General features: G+C 45.1%; 6 protein-coding genes and 2 tRNA genes. 3 read left to right on the forward strand and 5 right to left on the reverse strand.

The window, feature by feature from the left end; translation table 11 throughout:
• Window positions 1-47 precede the first annotated feature (47 nt).
• The gene (locus DBR43_RS15130) at window positions 48-14,714 is read right to left on the reverse strand and encodes a non-ribosomal peptide synthetase (protein ID WP_124582249.1); all 14,667 of its coding nucleotides are present in this window, start codon (window positions 14,712-14,714) and stop codon (window positions 48-50) included.
• Between the two features lie 484 nt (window positions 14,715-15,198).
• On the opposite strand from DBR43_RS15130, the gene DBR43_RS15135 reads away from it, so the two are divergent.
• The 3 genes from DBR43_RS15135 to DBR43_RS15145 all read left to right on the forward strand — a co-directional run bounded on the left by DBR43_RS15135 (window position 15,199) and on the right by DBR43_RS15145 (window position 16,493).
• Window positions 15,199-15,274, forward strand: a tRNA-Lys gene (locus DBR43_RS15135).
• Window positions 15,275-15,402: 128 nt separating this feature from the next.
• Window positions 15,403-16,260, forward strand: a complete 858-nt coding sequence (locus DBR43_RS15140; RefSeq protein ID WP_124582251.1) for a sialate O-acetylesterase — start codon at window positions 15,403-15,405, stop codon at window positions 16,258-16,260.
• A 160-nt stretch (window positions 16,261-16,420) separates the two neighbouring features.
• Window positions 16,421-16,493: transfer RNA gene (locus tag DBR43_RS15145), tRNA-Lys, on the forward strand.
• A gap of 131 nt (window positions 16,494-16,624) precedes the next feature.
• Here the strand turns inward: DBR43_RS15145 and DBR43_RS15150 are convergent.
• The 4 genes from DBR43_RS15150 to DBR43_RS15165 form a co-directional block, all read right to left on the reverse strand.
• On the reverse strand, window positions 16,625-17,437 hold the full coding sequence (locus tag DBR43_RS15150; protein WP_124582253.1) for an alpha-ketoglutarate-dependent dioxygenase AlkB: 813 nt from the start codon (window positions 17,435-17,437) through the stop codon (window positions 16,625-16,627).
• A 19-nt stretch (window positions 17,438-17,456) separates the two neighbouring features.
• Window positions 17,457-18,674, reverse strand: coding sequence for a hypothetical protein (locus DBR43_RS15155; RefSeq protein ID WP_124582255.1), 1,218 nt, complete (start codon window positions 18,672-18,674; stop codon window positions 17,457-17,459).
• A gap of 28 nt (window positions 18,675-18,702) precedes the next feature.
• Window positions 18,703-19,335 carry a hypothetical protein gene (locus DBR43_RS15160; RefSeq protein WP_124582258.1) on the reverse strand — a complete coding sequence of 211 codons (633 nt, stop codon included), beginning with the start codon at window positions 19,333-19,335 and terminating at the stop codon, window positions 18,703-18,705.
• Window positions 19,336-19,664: 329 nt separating this feature from the next.
• Complete coding sequence (locus tag DBR43_RS15165; RefSeq protein WP_124582260.1) at window positions 19,665-19,883, reverse strand: hypothetical protein; 219 nt, start codon at window positions 19,881-19,883, stop codon at window positions 19,665-19,667.
• Between the last annotated feature and the right edge of the window lie 22 nt (window positions 19,884-19,905).

Below are 19,905 nucleotides of genomic sequence, written 5' to 3' on the forward strand. Positions count from 1 at the left end.
TTGTCCGGGGCTTTTTCATGCAATTCGCAATTGAAAACAGATCTTTATCAGATCAGGCTCTCTTCCGTAGATGCGAATACCACTTTTAAAGCATCACCAAGTTCCTGCGCAAAGGCATCACGAAGCATACTGAAGTGATCACCCGAAGCAGTCATCACCTTCACCGAGTTGCTATGGTCCTGCCAGCCCAATGCCTCATGGGCATGCTCCAAGGGGTTAATACTGGCCTTCACAATCGTCAATGGCGCTTTCACTTTACCCGAAATGCGGTAAGGCAATAACATGTTGGCCAGGTGCAGGTCCATTACCCTAAAAATCATCGCAGTATCTTCCCTTTGCAGGGCAACCTGATGTTTCAACAAATCAGTGAGGCAAGGAATGGCTTTTTGTGCAGCAAGATTCTCAAGTTCGGGCAGCAGTTCCTCCGAAAATGAAGGCTTCATCAGCTCCAGCATGTCATACTTTTTGAGTGATTGCCACACAAAATCCATGACTTCGCCGGCCTCAAAAGTTTCCGGATCTTCCGCTCCTCTTAACTGGCTCGCTACATCCAGCATAATGGCCACTTCTACCTCTTCACTCAAATCTTCCAGTTGCTTTATCATTTCATATAACACCTGGCCCCCAAAGGAATGTGCGATGAAACGATAAGGCCCTTTGGGTTGGATTTCCCGGATCCAGGAAAGCTGTAAGGCTGCAATTTCCTCCATGCGCTGCAGGGGTTTCTCTCCTTCCAACAGTCCCATCATCTGGATGCCATAGACTTTTACTTTATCCGAAAGCGCATTGGCGAGTTCATCGTAGCTGTCGCAGTTCCCCGTAGATCCTGGAATCAAAAAGGCCTTTCGTTCCTGTGCGCTATCGTTCAATAGCAGCACATGCTGGTTCATGGATTTCCTCAAGGAAAGCAACGCTTCATCCATCTTCCGGCCGGAGAGCAACATGGCCTGTCTGGCAATTGTGCTGTGACTGAGGATTTCCTGCAGCTGCACCTCATATCCCGCCTGACGGATGCGACCGAGCAAACGTAAAGTGTTCAGGGAATGTCCGCCAAGCAGGAAAAAATCATCATCGATGCTGATGCGTTTTAGTCCCAACAGCTGCTGCCATATTTCCAGCAGCAAACTTTCCCTTTCATTTGAAGGCGCAACAAGTTCAGGTGCATCTGCCATAGGCAGCCCCGAAGCGGCAAGTAAACGCCGGTCCACTTTTCCCGATATCGTTACCGGCAACTCCTCGACTAAAAAAATATGCGCAGGTATCATATAAGCCGGCAGACGTTCCCTGAGGGAGGCTTCAATCTCTGCTAAGGCCGTGTTTGGCACAGAAACGAGGTAAGCCAGCAAACGTTTCTCTCCGGCATCATCTGTATGAACCACTACTGCAGCTTGCTGAACCCCGTCTTGTTGTAACAGGATCATTTCTACTTCTGCAGGTTCTATACGATAACCGCGGATTTTCACCTGGTCGTCTGCTCTTCCAAGGTATTCAAGTGAACCATCCGGTAGCCATCTGCCCAGATCACCCGTGCGGTACATCTTCGCTTCCGGATCTTCACTAAATACATCTGGTATAAATTGTCTTGAATTTTGTTCCGGGCGATTGAGGTATCCGGAAGAGACACCTTCCCCGCTGATACAGATTTCGCCCGTTACTCCTGCCGGCAATAACTGCAGGCCCTCATCAAGAATGTAAATCCTCGTGTTTGGAACGGGTTTTCCAATAGGCAGGCGCTTTCCATTGGCTCCCTCATGATAGCGATAACGCGTGGCCACGATCGTAGCCTCAGTAGGTCCGTATTCATTGTAAAAATCCAGCTGGCTCCCCCAGAAAGCTGCAAGTTCAGGCGGGCATTCTTCTCCTCCAACTACCATCCGTTTCAGGCTGCCGGACAAAGCTTCCCTTCCCAGACTTTGCAGGAAGCCCGGTGTAAGGTCCAGGTGACTGATCCCTACCGTTTCCAGCATATTTCTGAAGAGGTCCGGATCCTGCAAAGTTTCCTGCTCCGGGATCAGTAATGCTGCCCCGTTAATTAAAGGCAGAAATACAAGCTGAACTGAAGCATCAAAACTGAAACTGTAAAACTGCAATACACGTTCGTCCATTGTAAAACCGATTTCCGCTGCGTAATGCCAGATCAGGTTTAACACCGCCCGATGTTTTACAGGCACTCCTTTCGGCCGCCCTGTAGAACCGGAAGTATAAATCACATAGGCATCCGAAGCAGAGGAAGGAACAGGGAATAAGGAAATTTCCGTATCCTCAGTCAGTTCCGTACCGATCCAGCTCAGCTCATCCGAAGGAAGCGGAAAATCAACCTTCCGGCGACCAAGTATAAACGCGGCCTTTGTATCTTCCAGAATTCCCATCATCCGTGCTGCCGGGATATTCGGATCTAATGGCACGTAAGCCGCAGCAGCCATCATAATGGCCAGGATTCCAGCCACTGTGTCTGCCGACCTGTCTGCAAGCAGGAGGACAAACGTTCCGGGCTTCACACCCGCATGAATCAGCTTTGTGGCCAGACGGGCTGACCATTCCTGCAATTCCCTGTAGGTATAAGATTGAGTCGCCGTGATCAGCGCAACCCGGTCAGGATAATGCAATACAGATTCCTCAAAACAGGAAATCAAGGTGCTTTCGCGGGGGAATACCGAGAGCGTATCATTCCATTCGTGCAATAACAAAAGCTGTTCTCTGGCAGGCAGAAAAGATTGTTTACTGATCCGGTCTGTTAACCGGTGCCGGAAACAATCCAGCACATGATCAAAATAATGCTGTACATCTTTCAGCGTCTTTCCACTTTGCAGTTTTCGTCCCTGAGAGAAGACGACCGCCATGGTATCGCCGGTAAGGCTCACCGAACAATCCAGAAAAGTATTGGAAAGCCCGTAACTGACACTGGCCAGCCATTGCTGAGCAAGGGAAACGTCCATCAGTTCTTCTTCCAGTTCATCATAAATATGGAAATTTATAAAATTGAAGATGATGTCAAAGAAAGGGTTTTCCTGCGGAGCAGAGGCCGTATTGATCCTTGCAATCTCTGAGAGTGAGGTCAGGTCATAAGATTTCAGCAATTGTAACTTATCCTCGATCTTTCTGAAATAAGCTTCCCAGCTTTCTTTTCCATCCGGCATCTCGAAGACGAAAGGAATGGTATTCAGGAAGCATCCCAGCAACTGATCTCCGTCTTCGACCACTGGTCTGTTGTTCGTCACCAGTCCGATGGTTAACTTCCGTTGATGGCTCAGCATCCCAATTGCATAAAGGGTGGCACCGAGGAAGACCCCTTTGAGGGAAAGCCGGTGTTCTCTGGCCAGATTTTTCAGGCTGTCCAGCATCTCCTTCGTATAACTTCCGATCAGATCATCCTGTTTTTCTTCCGCAGTAAACAAATCCAGCCGTTGCTGATCTTCCATTTCCTTTTTCCAGAAATCGTGGTTGAGCGCGGTCTTTCTGCCCATCATATTTTGCAGGACAAAATCACGATAACTTCCTTTCAGGCGGGTCAATGGTTGGGATACCGGACTTTTCTCCAATTGCAGGTACAGGTTAAAAAGTTCGGTATTGAAAGCGGCTACGCTCCATCCATCGAGGATCGCGTGATGGAATTGCAGGACAAATACCGTTCCCCTCTGCCAGTTCACAAGTGTTGCGCGCCATAGCGGGCCATGTTCCAGATCGAAAGGCCTTTCGCGTTCTTCCTTCAGGTATTCCCTGAGGTAAGGTTTAAGCGATTCTGCAGTATTGCCCGACCTGTCTAAAACACTCAGTTTAACCGGTATATTTTTATGCACCGCCTGCAAGCCCTGCACATGAAGATTGGGATGAAAGGTAGTCCTCAATATTTCATGTTTCGCGACGATCATGCGCAGTGCCTGTTCAAACAGCGAAACATCCAGGGCACGTGCTGCAGGATAGAGAAACTGATCATGGTAGACTGCTGATTCAGGATCGCGCAGGGAGGCGTAAATCATGCCACACTGAATGTCGCTCATCGGGTAAACCGCTTCCAATGCCATCCGGCCAGACAATAAGGGCATAAACTCTGCCACTATTTCCTTCAGCTCCTGTTGCAGGGCAGCAGTAACGGAGCCTTCATTGCCTGCATGTGAAGCCAGCAGCTCTGCCAGTTCCAGAATCGTTCCTGAACGATAGATATCCGCGACACTAACCTCCATGCCCGTCAGCTTTCTGATTCTTGCCGCAACCTTTACCACACGGATAGAATCGCCACCAAGCTCAAAGAAATTATCTTTCACACCTACCCGGTCTACACCCAGGATTTCCATCCAGATGTTGGCCAGCAGCTCTTCTCTATCGGTAGAAGGAGCCTGATATTCCGCATGGTGTTTCCATTGCTGATCTTCCAGACGGGACAGGAATGCCCGGTCTGCCTTACCATTGCCCGTTACAGGGATGCGCTGTAAAGCAATCAGGTCTGTCGGCACCATATAATCCGGAATCACCACAGATAAATCCTGCCGGATTTCTTTCTGTAAAATGGCCGTAATGTCCGGAAACAAAGGGATATTGGTAAAAGGAAGATCCCGGTCTGCCTGATATAAAGGCTTTACAACATCTCCTGCAGGATTTAACTCCAAAAGAAGCTCCATTTGCATCGGGTCTTTTGCAGGCATCATACGAACCGCATAACCCGCTTTTTTTGCGTTATTGAGCAATTGCGTTACCCTTTCATTTTCTTCGTCCGGTTCTTCCACTGCACGGATCAGGTCCCTTACATTGATTGCAGTATGATCTTTTAATTCCTGCAGCAACTGGCGTTCTTTCCATAAGCGTGGGTTCGGGATCCCGCTGATCGCAATGACCGGAGGGAGATTTTCAAAAAGCTGATCTGCCGATTCTTTTAAGTTCTTCCATTCAGACCATGGATGTTCCGACACCGCTTTGTCCAGTCCGACATGCAGAATCACCGTGAAGCGGTAAAGACTGAGTTCATTCACATAATCTCCCTCTTTCCATCGGATTTCCACATGGCTGATTTCCGGAAACTGCTCCGGCAGCTGATAAAAATAATCCGGCGTAAAGCAAAGCTCTTCCTCCTTCATCATTTCCTGATCCACCAGCCAGCTGAATTCCGTAACCGCTGCACGCTCCTGTAATTTTGCCAGAGAAAGGCGGGACTTGAACGCGTAAAGCAATCTGTAATCCCTTACATCACCCAGAATAATCCTTCCGGAACCTTCCAGGCGAACTATATTATCCGCAATGATCCTCGTCAGGTAATCCTCTCCCGGAAAATACTGGATCACGGAATTCATGATTACCGTATCCGTTTTTTCCATTTCATCCGGTTTTACCTCATGCGCTCCGCAGGACCGCAGCTGCGTATCCGGAAATTGTGCAGGATGCTGGTTCACATGACGCCTGATCTGTGCAACAGAAACTTCTGAAAGATCCACCCCTGCATAGCTCCTGATGTGCGGAGCCAACTGGTAGTAAATCATCCCTGTACCGCATCCGATCTCCAGCACATGTTCAGGTTTCTGTGATAAGATCAGCCCGGCAATGTCGTCCAGCCAGGCCTGCATATCTGCCGCTGGAATCGCTCCTCCCGTAAAGGAATCATTCCAGCCCGCAATGTTAAACTCTTCATCACCTGTGTCCGGTTCCGAGTTCCCATACGTATCTTCATACAAAACCTTCCAGTTGTTCACCTGATCTTCGTACAGGCTTTGTTCCAGCTCCTTTAGCCGGTCCTGATCCGGTACGTAATAACAAACCAGCTTCTTGTCCTGCGCTCCTGATGCTTTCAGTACCACACAATTTTCTGCTACCTGAGGCAGCCTGTTCAAAGCATGTTCTATTTCTCCGGGTTCTATCCGATAGCCCCTTATTTTAACCTGAGTATCGATCCGGCCGAGATATTCTATACTGCCATCTTCCATCCAGCGGCCCAGGTCTCCTGTTCTATAGATTTTTTCTTCCGGATCCCCACTAAAAGGATGGGGAATGAAGCGTTCCCTGGTCAGCTCTTCCCTGTTCAGGTATCCGCTGGCCAGGCCTGCGCCGGCAATAAACAGCTCTCCCGGAACGCCTATAGGTACAGGCTGCAGCCTCGCATCGAGGATATAGGCAGACAATGTAGGAATGGGTTTTCCTATTTTACTGCCAGCGCTATTCATTTCTTCCTCCCCGATCTCCTGGAAGGTTACATGGACCGTTGTTTCCGTGATGCCATACATATTGATCAGTCTGCATTCCGGATACCATCCCTTCCATGCTTTTAAACGTGAAGGATGCAAAGCCTCCCCGCCAAAGATAACGTAGCGTAGCGAAAGCGGCACCGGATTGCCCTGCAGGGATTCCTGCAGCACATAAAAAGCCGAAGGTGTCTGGTTAAGCACCGTCACCCCTTCTGTACGGAGCAGTGCAGCGAAAGCCATCGTGTCCCTTGCCATAGAACGGGGTACAATCACCATTCTGCCTCCATAAAACAGGGCACCATACATCTCCCAGACAGAAAAATCAAAACAGTAAGAATGGAACATCGTCCAGACATCCTGTTCATTAAAATCATACAGCGGCAGGGAAGTCATAAACAGGCGAACTACATTCCGGTGAGGGATGATCACTCCTTTAGGCCGTCCGGTGGAACCGGAAGTATAAATGATATAAGCGGCCTGCTCCGGTTTACATGCCGGTAACAGCGTTCCATTTTCCGGCTCTTCCCAATCGCCTGACAGGCAAATTAACTTTGCCCTGCTCAGCGCCGCGATCACCGAAACGGTATGCTCCATGACAAGGATCAGCGGAGCATCTGTATCTTCCAGCATAAAACGAATCCTGTCCTGAGGATACTCAGGATCTACCGGAACATAAACCCCTCCGGCCTTTAAGACCCCGAGGATCCCGATCATCATTTCTATCGCATGCCCTGTGCAGACCGGCACCAGGCTTCCTTCCACAACTCCCTCTTTCCGAAGCCTTCCAGCCAGCGCATCAGAACGGCGATCCAGCTCAAGGTAACTCAGTTGTTGTTTTTCGAAAGTCAGGGCAATTCTTTCGGGTGTGCGGGCAACCTGTTTTTGAAAAAGGCTGACAATCGTTTCTTCCATAGGATACTCCGCTTCGGTACCACTAAAATCATGAAGCAGCTGATGGCTTTCTTCCTTGCCCATCATTGGAATATCTGCTACTTTAAGCTGAGGGTTGGTTACGATCGCCTTTAACAACGCTTCAAAATGCCCTGTTAATCTGCTAATTGTCGATTCCCTGAAAAGGTCACTGCAATAAGCGACATCTGCATACAGTCCTTCCGGAGTTTCAAAGACAGAGAAATGGAGGTCAAACTGACTCGTCCGGTAATGGCTCGACTTTCTTTCCATCAGTGCCTCGCCCAGCTTCATTGCCGGCATCTCCGGTGCATTCTGCAATACAAAGACCACCTGAAATAAAGGATTTCGACTCGTATCCCGCTCTCCCATCACCAGTTTCACCACTTTTTCAAATGGGGCTTCCTGATGGTCATAGGCCTCCAATGTTGTTGTTTTAACCCTTTGCAGGACCTCCAGAAAATCCGGATCACCACTCAGATCGGTGCGTAATGCCAATGTATTTACAAAGAAGCCGATGAGCCCTTCCATTTCCTGCTGCATTCTTCCTGAAATGGCACCGCCAACACAGATGTCGTCCTGCGAACAATAGCGTTGCAGCAAGACTTTAAATGCGGCAAGCAAAGTCATATACAGCGTCACATCCTGCGCTATTGAGAACTGTTTCAGCTGTTCTGTCAGCATTTTGCTGATCTTTAACTTCATCGTTTCCCCACGCACGCTTTGCATTGCTGAACGGCCGAAATCGGTTGGTAAATTCAACAATGCTGTTCCCGACAATTTTCGCTGCCAGTAATCCAGCCTGGGCGCCAATATGGCTTCCCTCTTGCGCTGCCAGCGGGCATAGTCGCCATACTGAATCGGCAAATCTGTAAATTCAGGGGTTCCCGCCGCTGCGTAGGCATGGTAACCTTCATGTAATTCTTTTGCCAGGATAGACATCGACCATCCGTCTGCAGCAATGTGATGAATATTGACCACCAGGACATGTTCTCTTTCAGAGATCCGGATGATATGTGTACGTAACATGTGTTCTTCGGAAAGGATAAAAGGCCTCGTCACGAGTTCGTCCAGCAGTTGTAAAAGCCCTTCCTCTGTTGCAGCTGCAGGATGGTCATTTAAGACCTCCGCTTTCCAGGTATCCTTTTCCAGGATGTGCTGATAAGGCAGGCCCTCTTCCTGTCTGATCACCGTTCGCAATACCTCATGACGGTTCACAATGTGATTGAAGGTATTCAGCAAAGCATTCAGGTCGAACAAACCATCTATCTTGAGCGTCAGAATGATATGATACTGAATAGAACCATGAAGACGGTCGATAAACCAAAGGCGTTCCTGACCAAAAGAAACCGGAATGTGTCCCTCAGCTGAAGTGTCAGGCCTGATCACTTCCGACAGGCTTTCTTCTGCCCCTCCCTGCAATTCATTGATATGCGATGCCAGTCTCGCGATGGTTTTACAGCTAAACAAAACTGTTGGTGCGACTTCCAGGCCCCATTCATTTCTGATAAAAGCACTCACCCGCATCACCATCAGCGAATGTCCACCCAGTCTGAAAAAGTCGTCATGAATCCCGATTAGTGGCTTTTGCAACAGTTCCATCCAAATGGTTGCCAGGCGTTGTTCGGTTTGATTTCGCGGCATCAGCACTGCAGTATCGCCGGTACTTTCCGGAGCCGGTAAAGCTTGTTTGTCTATTTTACCATTTTCTGTTAACGGAATCTGATCCAGGACCAATATATGTGAAGGGATCATATAGGCAGGCAATTGCGTTTCCAGCCAGATCAGTAATCTTTCTTCTTCAAAATCAGGTTCAGGAACAACATAAGCCAGGAGTTGTATCACACCTGTGCTGTCTGCTTTTGTCAGCACAAGCACCTGTTTGACCAGTGAAGACCGCAATATTGCGGCTTCTGTTTCTCCGGGTTCCACACGAAAACCCCTGATCTTGACCTGATCATCTGCCCTGCCTTCAAATGCGATGTTGCCATCTGGAAGCCAGCGCGCAAGGTCTCCGGTACGGTATAAACGCGCTTTACTGTCTTGAAGGAAAGGATGAGGAATAAAGGCTTTGGCAGTTAGTTCCGGTTGCCGGAAATATCCGTCCGCCAGTCCTGCACCTCCTAAATACAATTCTCCTGTTACACCAATAGGTACAACTTTCTGGTTTTTATCCAGAATATAGGCACTGCGGTAGCTCAGGGGCCTGCCTATCGGAATTTCTGAAACCAGCGTATGATTGATCAGATAGCTCAGGGAGAAAGTTGTATTTTCTGTAGGCCCATATCCATTGTGCAGCTGTAAATGCGGATAACGTGTGCGAAGCTTCTCTGCACGTTGCACAGAAAAGCGTTCCCCGCCGACTATCACCGCCGATAAGGTTTCAAATACCGAAACATCGGTATCCACCAGCAGGTTAAACCATCCGGTCGTAAAGAACATCTTATTGACCCCCTGCCTGCGGATGATCTTTTTCAGCTGTGTGCTATCCATCAGCTGTGCTTTGGGCGCCAGGATCAATTGGGCACCATTCAGTAAAGCAGACCAATATTCAAAAGTTGTGGCATCAAAAGCCGGAGAACCGGCAGCAAGAATCCGGTCATCAGGGCTTATTGGAAAATAGTCTTTCGCCTGAACCAGGCTGACCACATTGCGGTGTGAGACCAGCACTCCTTTCGGCTTGCCTGTGGAACCCGAAGTATACATGATATAAGCCGGGTGATCAGTGCTAAAGCCTGTTGTTACTGTAGCATCCGGTAAGCTCAGCTGATCTGCTAAAATCAAGTCCGGAACATCAAAAAGCCTGGCATAATTACCCGTAACAATGGCGATCGGACTATTCAGATCCGCAATTAACCAGTTAATCCTTTCCTGAGGATATTCCGGATCTACCGGCACATAGGCAGCCCCTGCTTTGAGCAAGGCCAGGATCGAAATGATCAATGCAGGTGAGCGGTCTATGCAGACCGGCACAGGCATTCCCGACCGGACACCCTTCTCCTGCAGGTAAGCCGCAAGACGTTCAGATTCCAGGTCTAAAGCTGCGAATGTCAGTGCCATTGTTTCTGACTGAACAGCGATGGCTTCAGGCCGGATGGCTACCTGTGCCTTAAAAAGGGAGACGATGGTATCCTTACCGGTATATTGTTCTTTCTCATTACTGAAGTCTTTGATCAGCTTCAGTTCTTCTTCAGAGATCAGTGTGATATTGGCTACTTTGGCATCAGGGTTTTTCACGATAGCCCTTAACAGCGCTGAAAAATGGTCCAGCAACCTGCAAATTGTAGATGCTTTGAAAAGATCAGTACAATAAGAGACCTCCGCAGATAATCCTTCCGCAGTCTCAGAAACAGAAAAATGCAGGTCAAACTGACTCGTTTGATAGCGATGGGATTCTGCTTCCATCAGGGCATCACCCAACTTCATCTCCGGCATGTCCGGTGTATTCTGTAATACAAAAACCACCTGAAATAAAGGACTGCGACTGGTATCCCGTTCGGTTGTCACCAGGTTAACCACTTTCTCAAAAGGTGCTTCCTGATGGTCGTAGGCCTCCAGCGTTGTGGTTTTCACCCGTTGCAGTACGCTGCGAAAATCCGGGTCAGCGCTCAGGTCGGTACGCAAAGCCAGCGTGTTTACAAAGAAACCGATCAGCCCCTCCAGTTGCTGCTCCATCCTTCCCGAAACCGCCGCACCTACACAGATATCATCCTGCGAACAGTAACGCTGCAGCAAGACTTTAAAGGCTGCCAGCAAGGTCATATATAAAGTCACATCTTCCTGTAAGGAAAGCTGTTTCAGTTGTTCAGTTAATGTTTTATTGACCTTAAACACCATGGAATCCCCACGTGTACTCTGGATCGCAGGGCGACTGAAATCCAAAGGTAAATTTAAGGATGGCGTTCCCGACAATTTTTTCTGCCAGTAATGGAGTTGAGCAGTCAATGTGCCCTCCTCATTGCGCTGCCGGCGCGCATAATCGGCATACTGTAAAGGTAACGAAGGCAAGTCTGGTGTGGTATCGACGGCAAAAGCAAGATAGCCTGCAACCAGCTCCTTAGACAGGATCGACAGCGACCATCCATCCGCAGCGATGTGGTGAACATTTATCACCAGCAGGTGCTCTGCTTCGGAAATCCTAATGATGTGCGCACGCAGCAGGTGTTCTTCCGAAAGGTCAAAAGGCCTGCTCAGCAAGCCTTCTACAAGCTCCTGGCCTATTTTCCGATCAGCTGCATCAGGATGGTCCATGATCAGATCAGCTTTCCAGGTGTCCTTTTCCAGCACATGGGCATAAGGCAGGCCATGCTCCGCTCTGATCACTGTCCGCAAGGCCTCATGTCTGTTCAGAATATGATTAAAAGACTTTACCAAAGCATTTAAATTAAATGCACCATGAATCCTGAAAGCGAGGGCAATATGATATTGGACAGATCCCTGCAACCGGTCTACAAACCACATGCGTTCCTGACCAAAAGAGAGCGGCAGTGTTGCCCCGGCTGCTGATTCCAGCTGGATAAATTCTTCCGGCACCAGCTCCTCTTCCTGCAGTTCATCGATCAGTGCAGCGAGCCTTGCAATGGTTTTACAACTAAAAAATACGGTTGGCGACAACTTGATGTCCCATTCATTTCTGATATAAGCGATGACCCGCATGGCCATCAGCGAATGTCCGCCCAATCTGAAGAAGTCGTCATGAATGCTAATTTGCGACCTTTGTAATAACTCCATCCAAACCTCTGCCAGCTGCTGCTCTGTTTCATTTCGGGGCAGCACGATTTCCGACACTCTGGTTTGCTCAGGAGCAGGCAATGCCGCTTTATCTGTTTTCCCATTTGCGGTGAGGGGAATCTGATCCAGCACCATTATACAAGAAGGCAGCATTGCCGATGGCAATTGTGTTTCCAGCCAGGTCAGCAAAGTTTCCTGATCAAAGCCGGGCTCAGGAACCACGTATGCCAGCAATTGTAAAATCCCTGTAGCATCTGCCTTTGTGGTCACGACCACCTGTTTAACCAATTCCGACCGCTGTATGGTCGCAGCTGTTTCTGCAGGTTCCACCCGGAAGCCCCTGATTTTTACCTGATCATCTTTTCTGCCCACAAAGACAATGTTGCCATCCGGAAGCCAGCGTGCAAGATCTCCGGTACGGTATAAACGGTCTACCCCTTTATCTCCCGCAAAAGGGTTCCTGATAAAGGCTTTGGAAGTCAGTTCCGGCTGACGGAAATACCCATCTGCCAATCCTGCACCGCCCACATACAGCTCCCCGCTTACACCAATAGGCACCATTTCCAGGTTCCCGTCAAGGATATAGGCACTTCGGTAGCTCAGCGGCTTACCTACTGGAATTTCTGAAAGTCCGGCCCGGACCTGATAGCTTAAAGAGAAGGTGGTGTTTTCTGTAGGCCCGTATCCATTGTACAATTGTAAATCCGGATAATGTGCTTTCAGTTTTTCTGCGGAGGACAGCGGAAAGCGCTCCCCTCCGACAATCACTGCCGAGAGCCCCTGGAAGACCGAGATATCGGTATCTGCCAATAGGTTAAACCAGCCTGTGGTAAAGAACATTTTATTGACTCCATAGCGGCTGATGATCTCTTTTAATTGTCTGCTGTCCATCAGCTCTGCTTTACTGGCCAGAACGAGTTGGGCCCCATTTAATAATGTGGACCAATATTCGAAAGTAGCGGCATCAAAAGCAGGAGAACCTGCAGCCAATAAGCGGTCTGCCGGGCTAAAAGGAAAATAATCGCGCGCTTTAACCAGACTGACCACGTTCCGGTGGGAAACAATGACCCCCTTGGGAGTTCCTGTAGAACCGGAAGTATACATCAGGTAAGCCGCAGATTTATCGCTCAGGCTCTGCCTGGGCATCCGAAAATCAGAACGTTCCAGTCGATCTGTTAAAATGAGTTCCGGAACATCAAAAAGAGCCGCGTAATTACTAGTTGTGACGGCGATGGAACTCTTCAGATCAGCAATCAGTAACTTAATCCTTTCCAGCGGATATTCCGGATCTATTGGTACGTAAGCCGCCCCGGCCTTGAGCAAAGCCAGGATGGAGATGATCAATGCCGGGGAACGGTCCATCCCTACCGGAACAGCCGTTCCTGGTTGCAGCCCTTTTTCCAGCAGATAAGCCGCCAGATCTTCCGACTGCAGGTCCAGTTCTGCAAAAGTAAGCGCAAGTTTATCAGACTGTACTGCAATGGCTTCCGGGCGAAGAGCCACCTGCTCTTTAAACATCGATACAATGGTATCATCAGCGGTATACTGTTCTTCCTCGTTACTGAAGCTTTTAATCAGCTGAGCTTCTTCTGTTGAGATGACCTGAATATTGCTTACCGGACGATCTAAGGCATCCGGAAACTGCCCGATGATGGAAATAAACCTCCTGGCAAACCAGGCAATTTCTTCTGAAGTAAAATAGGAATGGTGATAAATGAATTCAATCCTCGCGGGATGACCTTCGCCGAAATCCTGCCAGAAAACCTCCAGTGGCCGACGCTGATGGTTATTTCTGATCAGGTTGAAATCTGCCTGGGTATCTGCGCCAAAATCAGGGGTAAAATTGATCCTGCCATAATTGACAATGACATCAAACAATGGGGTATCCTCACCGGAATTTTCGAGCAATGTTTTTAAATCGCTGGGCAGATAACGGTAATGCGGGTAATCTTCCCTCAGCTCATTCGAGATGCGGGACAGGAGTGCTGACAATGTTTCGTCAGGATCATAACTGCCGCAGAAAGGCAGTAAGCCGGAGAACATGCCTACAGATTTCCGTTCCTCCCTGGATCCTCTTTTATGTAAGGAGATGCCGAAAGCAGGTTGATGCTGACCGGTAACGCGTGCAAAATAGATGATCAGTGCGGCGAGGCTGAGTTTTTGGATTCCTGCGCCTTTTCCATTTACCAATGTCTTCATCAGGGCATCTTGTTCAGCGCTGAGTTCCAGGATATGGATGCCACTGCTATACTTTTGATTTATGGACTGGTACTTCTTCTCCAGCAGGACAGGAAAAGCAGCAGGGATCTTTTGTTGCCAATAGTGTTTTGTTGCGACATAGGCGTCTGACTGATAATAATCAAGGGCAGTTTTCATTAATTCCAGGTAGGAAGGGGCTTTGACCATCCGCTTCCCTCCCGCTTTCCTCTCGCGGAAATGTGCGCCCAGGTCATTCAGCCAGTTTGAAAGACCAACACCATCCATCAGCAAATGGTGGAACCGGGAAAAGTACCAGGAAGTATTTTCATTGATCTTTAACAAATAATGTTCGTGAGGCAGAAGCTCCGGGTTAAGCGGCATAGGGCTGTCCAGTATTTCCTGCATCCAGGTTCCGGCCAATTTTTCCGGATCTGTTACTATAGTAAAGTCTTTTTCTATTAGTATCTCCCGGGGGGAATCCTCGGCAATGAGTGCAACCGGTTCGGGATGATCCAGGTCGAACCTGAGGCGAAACACGTCGTGCGTTGATAAAGCGTCGTCCAGCGCATTGGAAAACAGCGCCTTGTCTATGTTACCTGTCAGAATCAGGTAAAAACCCAGGTTATAATCCGGGCTGGAGTGGTGCATGACCTGATCAACATAAATGTCTTGCTGTGCAGGGTGCAGGGAAAAAAATCTTTCAATCATGAATTCTTTTTTAAAAATTTAGAAATTCTCAGGCTAAATCACCAAAGTTTAAATAAATCCCCCCGCAGGTATCATCTGTAATAGCAACAAATGACTTAAACCACGATATTCATAAAGATATATTTATTAATAAAGACACAAAAATTATTTACAATAAATATTTATCATCAAAAAGTCGTTTTAGTGTTAATTTATTATTATAAATCAACATTTAAAGTATCACCAGATGAGAATGGAGGTCAAAATTATCGTAATAAACAGGCTAGCTTAAAAATTGACTTCCTTAAAAAGCGGTATGATTCTGTGGGCTTTTCAAAAAAGCCATAATATTTTTCAGGATGTTATTTGTAAAGCATTAAAAACAAACACACTAGCACTAGCGCTGGAAAAGAGCCCTTATTTGATTTGAAATATTTTCATTTTCATTAGGGAGATTAAACAAAAAGTGATACCTTCGCGCCCTCTTCAATTGTAAAAAGAAGACGATTCCGTAGCTCAGCTGGTAGAGCATTACACTTTTAATGTAGTGGTCCTGGGTTCGAATCCCAGCGGGATCACCAGATTCATCATCAAAACGTACAAAGCCCTGCAATCTTACGATTGGCAGGGCTTTTGCTTTCACAGGGTTTATCAGAGTGATTGTTAGATGATGCGGATTACCGGTATTAATAAAGAACAATAAAAAATTATGATAAACTCCTTTTTGATGATAGGTCAGTCCAATATGGCAGGACGGGGATATTTGAATGATGTTAAACAGATCTATGATGAAAAGATCAAAGTGCTGGTAAATGGCCGCTGGCAAACAATGACAGAACCCATTAATTTTGACAGACCCACATCCGGCATAGGACTTGCCGCTTCATTCGCGGGTGCCTGGAGGTTAAAAAATGATCCGGAAGAAATTGGTTTGATACCATGTGCCGACGGTGGGACAAGCCTGGATGACTGGGCTGTTGGGGGAGCACTTTTTGAAAACGCCGTGTTCCAGGCAAAGCTTGCCCTAAAGACCAGTAAGTTGACCGGGATCTTATGGCATCAGGGAGAAAATGATAGTTTTGGCGGACTTTCGGCTCTTTATTACGGTAAGCTGAGCATTATCGTTGATGCATTTCGCGCTGAGCTTGACGCAGCAGATATTCCTTTTATTGCAGGCGGCCTGGGCGATTTTTTAAGCGCTGGCAGGTATGGTAAATATTTTACTGAATATAACGAGGTTAATGATGCGCTTCAGAAATTCGCTGAAACAAAACCAAACTGCTATTTTGTAACAGCGAGTGGATTAACGGCTAATAGTGATGGGCTTCATTTTGACGCGGTATCGCAGCGCAGGCTTGGAATCCGGTATTTCGAAGCATTACTCGAAAAGAAAAATATTCTGGCACCACTTGCCAGCGAGGATGATTTAATCGAGATGATACAAAACAGGCCTTTAACAAAAAAAGAACAGGGTACATTGCTGGAAATTGATTTTGCCCTTGGTAAAATGTCTTTAAGAGATCTGGAGGAAAAATTGAGTCTGCTGAGCGACCAGTCCTCAAATTGATATGTTCTCTGAACAATTGACTGAGATCAGATCAACAGGCATCATCAATCCTCTTAAATTAAGTTTTTACAAAAAAAGTTGTGGCTTTAATTTTCATTTTTATTAGGGAGATTAAACAAAAAATGATACCTTCGCGGCCTCTTCAATTATAAAAGAAGATGATTCCGTAGCTCAGCTGGTAGAGCATTACACTTTTAATGTAGTGGTCCTGGGTTCGAATCCCAGCGGGATCACGAAAAGCCTCAATTTGCATTGAGGCTTTTTACATTAAAGACCTATCCAAACCGGGTCAACACAACCAATAAAACACTGACAATCAACGCCCTCAATACAACCTCGTAATAACAGGTATCAAAAAGCAGAATCAGCCAATTTTCAAATTATTATCAACAGGCATTAATCTGTCTGCGAGACTTAATGTATAGGTGAGTTCGGGATAAACGAAATCCAGGAGGCGATTTTCCTGTCCACGAAGTTTAAAAAATTCTGTTTTTTGTTCTTCATTCGCTGGCTCTAATAATTGTCCGGTCGAAAAATAAGGTAAGTTATCCTCAAACTGGATAAATGTTTTGGATTTTCTAAATGTTATACCCAACCATTTATTGTCTGATTCTAGTGGTTTTTGATGGGACGTACGATCTAATACAATTTTATGAAGGAACTTGCTGTTCGTTTCCACAGAAAATAAAATCACTGAATGATGTGTCAATGGAATTTCAAGCTCATCATCACTACCTTTTTCTTTTACGATTAACTTTCTCAACTGGTTGTCCGACAATTCTTCCGGATTTTTATAACAGGAAAAAAGTCCAATATAAGAAGTAGCATCCAAATCAAGATTTTGGTCAGAATGGTAATTCATTTTGGAATAATTAAAATCATAGACTTCAATCAAAGCATTATTAAAATCAAAAGATGAAAAATCATTCAATTGGCTATTTTTAATTGCAAGATTTATTTGTTCAATTATAAAATCGTGAATACCAGAAAAATTTTGTGCAGCTATATGATATGCTGTTGTAGTTCTAACGATTGGAACACCCTTTTCTCCGGTTTTCACCAGATGATTACCGACCCTCCCTTTGGCAACGTCTTCAAAATCAACAGAATTAATTAATTCCTCATATAAATTTACAGCAAATGAAAGCTGGAATTTTTGAAATCCGGAAATACTCATAATTATTCAATGAAGTAAGTTAGTATATTGGTCTTTCATAATCACCGGAATTCATACTAAAATGAATTCTACCATAATCAATTATGCTTTTAGTTGTATTTTCCTGGTAATAAGAATTTCGTAAATCTTCAAGCATTTCAGAAGTCATATCCTCAAGTGGTAAGAGCTTATTATCCTCTTTAATGTACGTTTGATCATTCATGTATATCGCTTCCAGGTTAGAACAACGTACCACATATCCCATTCTTGTAGGGATCTGATCAATGCTTAATACAGATGGTTTGATTTCATGGGTATACCATCTGTTTGTTGAAAGCGGAATAATAAAGACTGAATTTGGATATAGAGTTACACTAAATTCATTGATCAAAGTATGATCTTCGTCTGACTTTTTTAGTTTGAAGTGAAGTCTTGTTAAAGCACTGGTCTCCTTATAACACCAATCATATTTATCAGTTATGGAAGGTTTTATCTTGTCCGTACCGGACATGTCATAGAAGGTGCAAAAGGCAATAAGTCCATCTTTGGGCATATCTTTCGTTTTGTCAGAATGCGCTTTAATCTTAGATTTTATTTCTTTCTGATTTTCTTTCCTTTTGTTTTCATAGATCTGCGCTAATACGTGATTCAATTTCGTTTCTTTCTCAAAAACATATTTTGCAGCATCATTTAAAAGATCAATTATTTTACGGTCTGTACTGCGAAAGTTGTCTGTCGGTCCGGTTAAATTACTTGAACATCTCAATAGTCTAAAATGGAGTATTTCATTATTATCATTTGTTTCTTCTTTCAAAATCTCTGTCAGATAGATTCCTTTTCTAAATGATTTTGACTCCTTTGTAGATTCCGTTAATTCCTGAAATTCATGCTCGGTCTTTATGCTATGAAAATAATCATCACTAAATAAACTTCTAAAATAAACCCCGGCATTATTAATGATAACAGGAACTTCTCCAAGTTCAACAACATGTATATTGGTGTCATTCACCAAATCATCGTAATTACTTGAAAATTCTCTTATAATATAGGTTTGTATGTTATCCAGCTTGGTATTGCTCAGGTCTCCACAGATATAGCACCTTTTCCCTATTGCTGTCTGGACTTCCGGGAGTGCATTTACTACCATTCCGCAGAAATTCTCAATTAAATAGGTAATATCCAGGTGTAACGCTTTCTTTTCAAACAAAACAAGGAGTATATTTTTGTCTTTAGAAATTTGATTTTCAATTTCTTTCATTTTGACTTGTTATTTTATAACGGCGTTTTTAATATAATTTTTTATCGGAAAATTTGAAATCCTGTATTTTCGGTAAGGGTCTGATTAAAACTATTTTTTTTCTTTTATTTAATACTTTTTCTGAACCTAATTTCCCATCGGTTTCGATTCTGAGCCCCGAAATCAAGTTAAATTTAGCGTCTGTAAATATGGTATTTTCGTCGACATACCCTTTGGTTGAATTGTTGGTTAACTTTGTGACATGAATTAACTCAAAATTGCCCTTTTGATATTTGAAATCGTAAGTAATATTCCCTCCTTTAATCTCACTCCACATTGATAAAATCCCTTTTTCAATAAAAAAATTTGGAATTTGGTATCCATTAAATTTTCCCTGGTTTTCAACAGGATATTGTGGTTCAATTATTTTGGTGGACGATACGGCTAAAGTTAGTTTTTTCCCATTTGGCTGAGACAGGAAAATTTGTAATCTTAATGGTCTTGTTTCATCTACTGTATCCATTTCTACGATTATTTTGTCCATTTTACCATCATTATTTAAGTCGCCCTTTTCTTCTCTTACCTGATAAACATAATTGTTTTTGCTTTTAATCTTTTGAGCAAATAAATTCATGTGGACTGAGATCAAGATGAATACAAAATATAGGGAAATGTTTTTCATAATTTTAAGTTCATTTATTTTTTTGAAACTGAAGGTTAGCTCGTGAATATACAAATAGATCATGACAGGTAACATTCATTGACCTGGTCACCTCCAATAACCACAGGATACTTTCCCACACAGCAGAAGGTCTTCGTTTATTTTTTTTCATTTATAGGGGCAGTAGTACCCCCTATCTGTGCCGATGAACCTGGGGGCAAAAAAAGCAAAATTGAGACGAATACGATTATATAAGATAATTTTCCACATCGTTGAGAGTGAATATTGAATTTAAGAACATCGAAATTAGATTGGCATAAATATAAATTTACGCCAATCTTTACTTGTTGTTAGATGACAGAAGAACATGTACAACCATTACCGCCATCAAAGCATCTACCTTCCATGCCATCTGGCTTTATACAAATAGCACGGATCATACAGTTTCCAGATGCGTCCAGACAGGTCGCTGTAGCCGTATTAGATCCACCCATAACATTTTTCAATTGCTTTCTGGTTAATGGCTGACCTTCAAAAGAGCTTTGGTTTTTCAATGAAATTTTCTTCATAGTAATAAAAGTTATTAAAGTT

Source organism: Pedobacter sp. KBW06 (assembly GCF_003852525.1).
Lineage (GTDB): Bacteria > Bacteroidota > Bacteroidia > Sphingobacteriales > Sphingobacteriaceae > Pedobacter.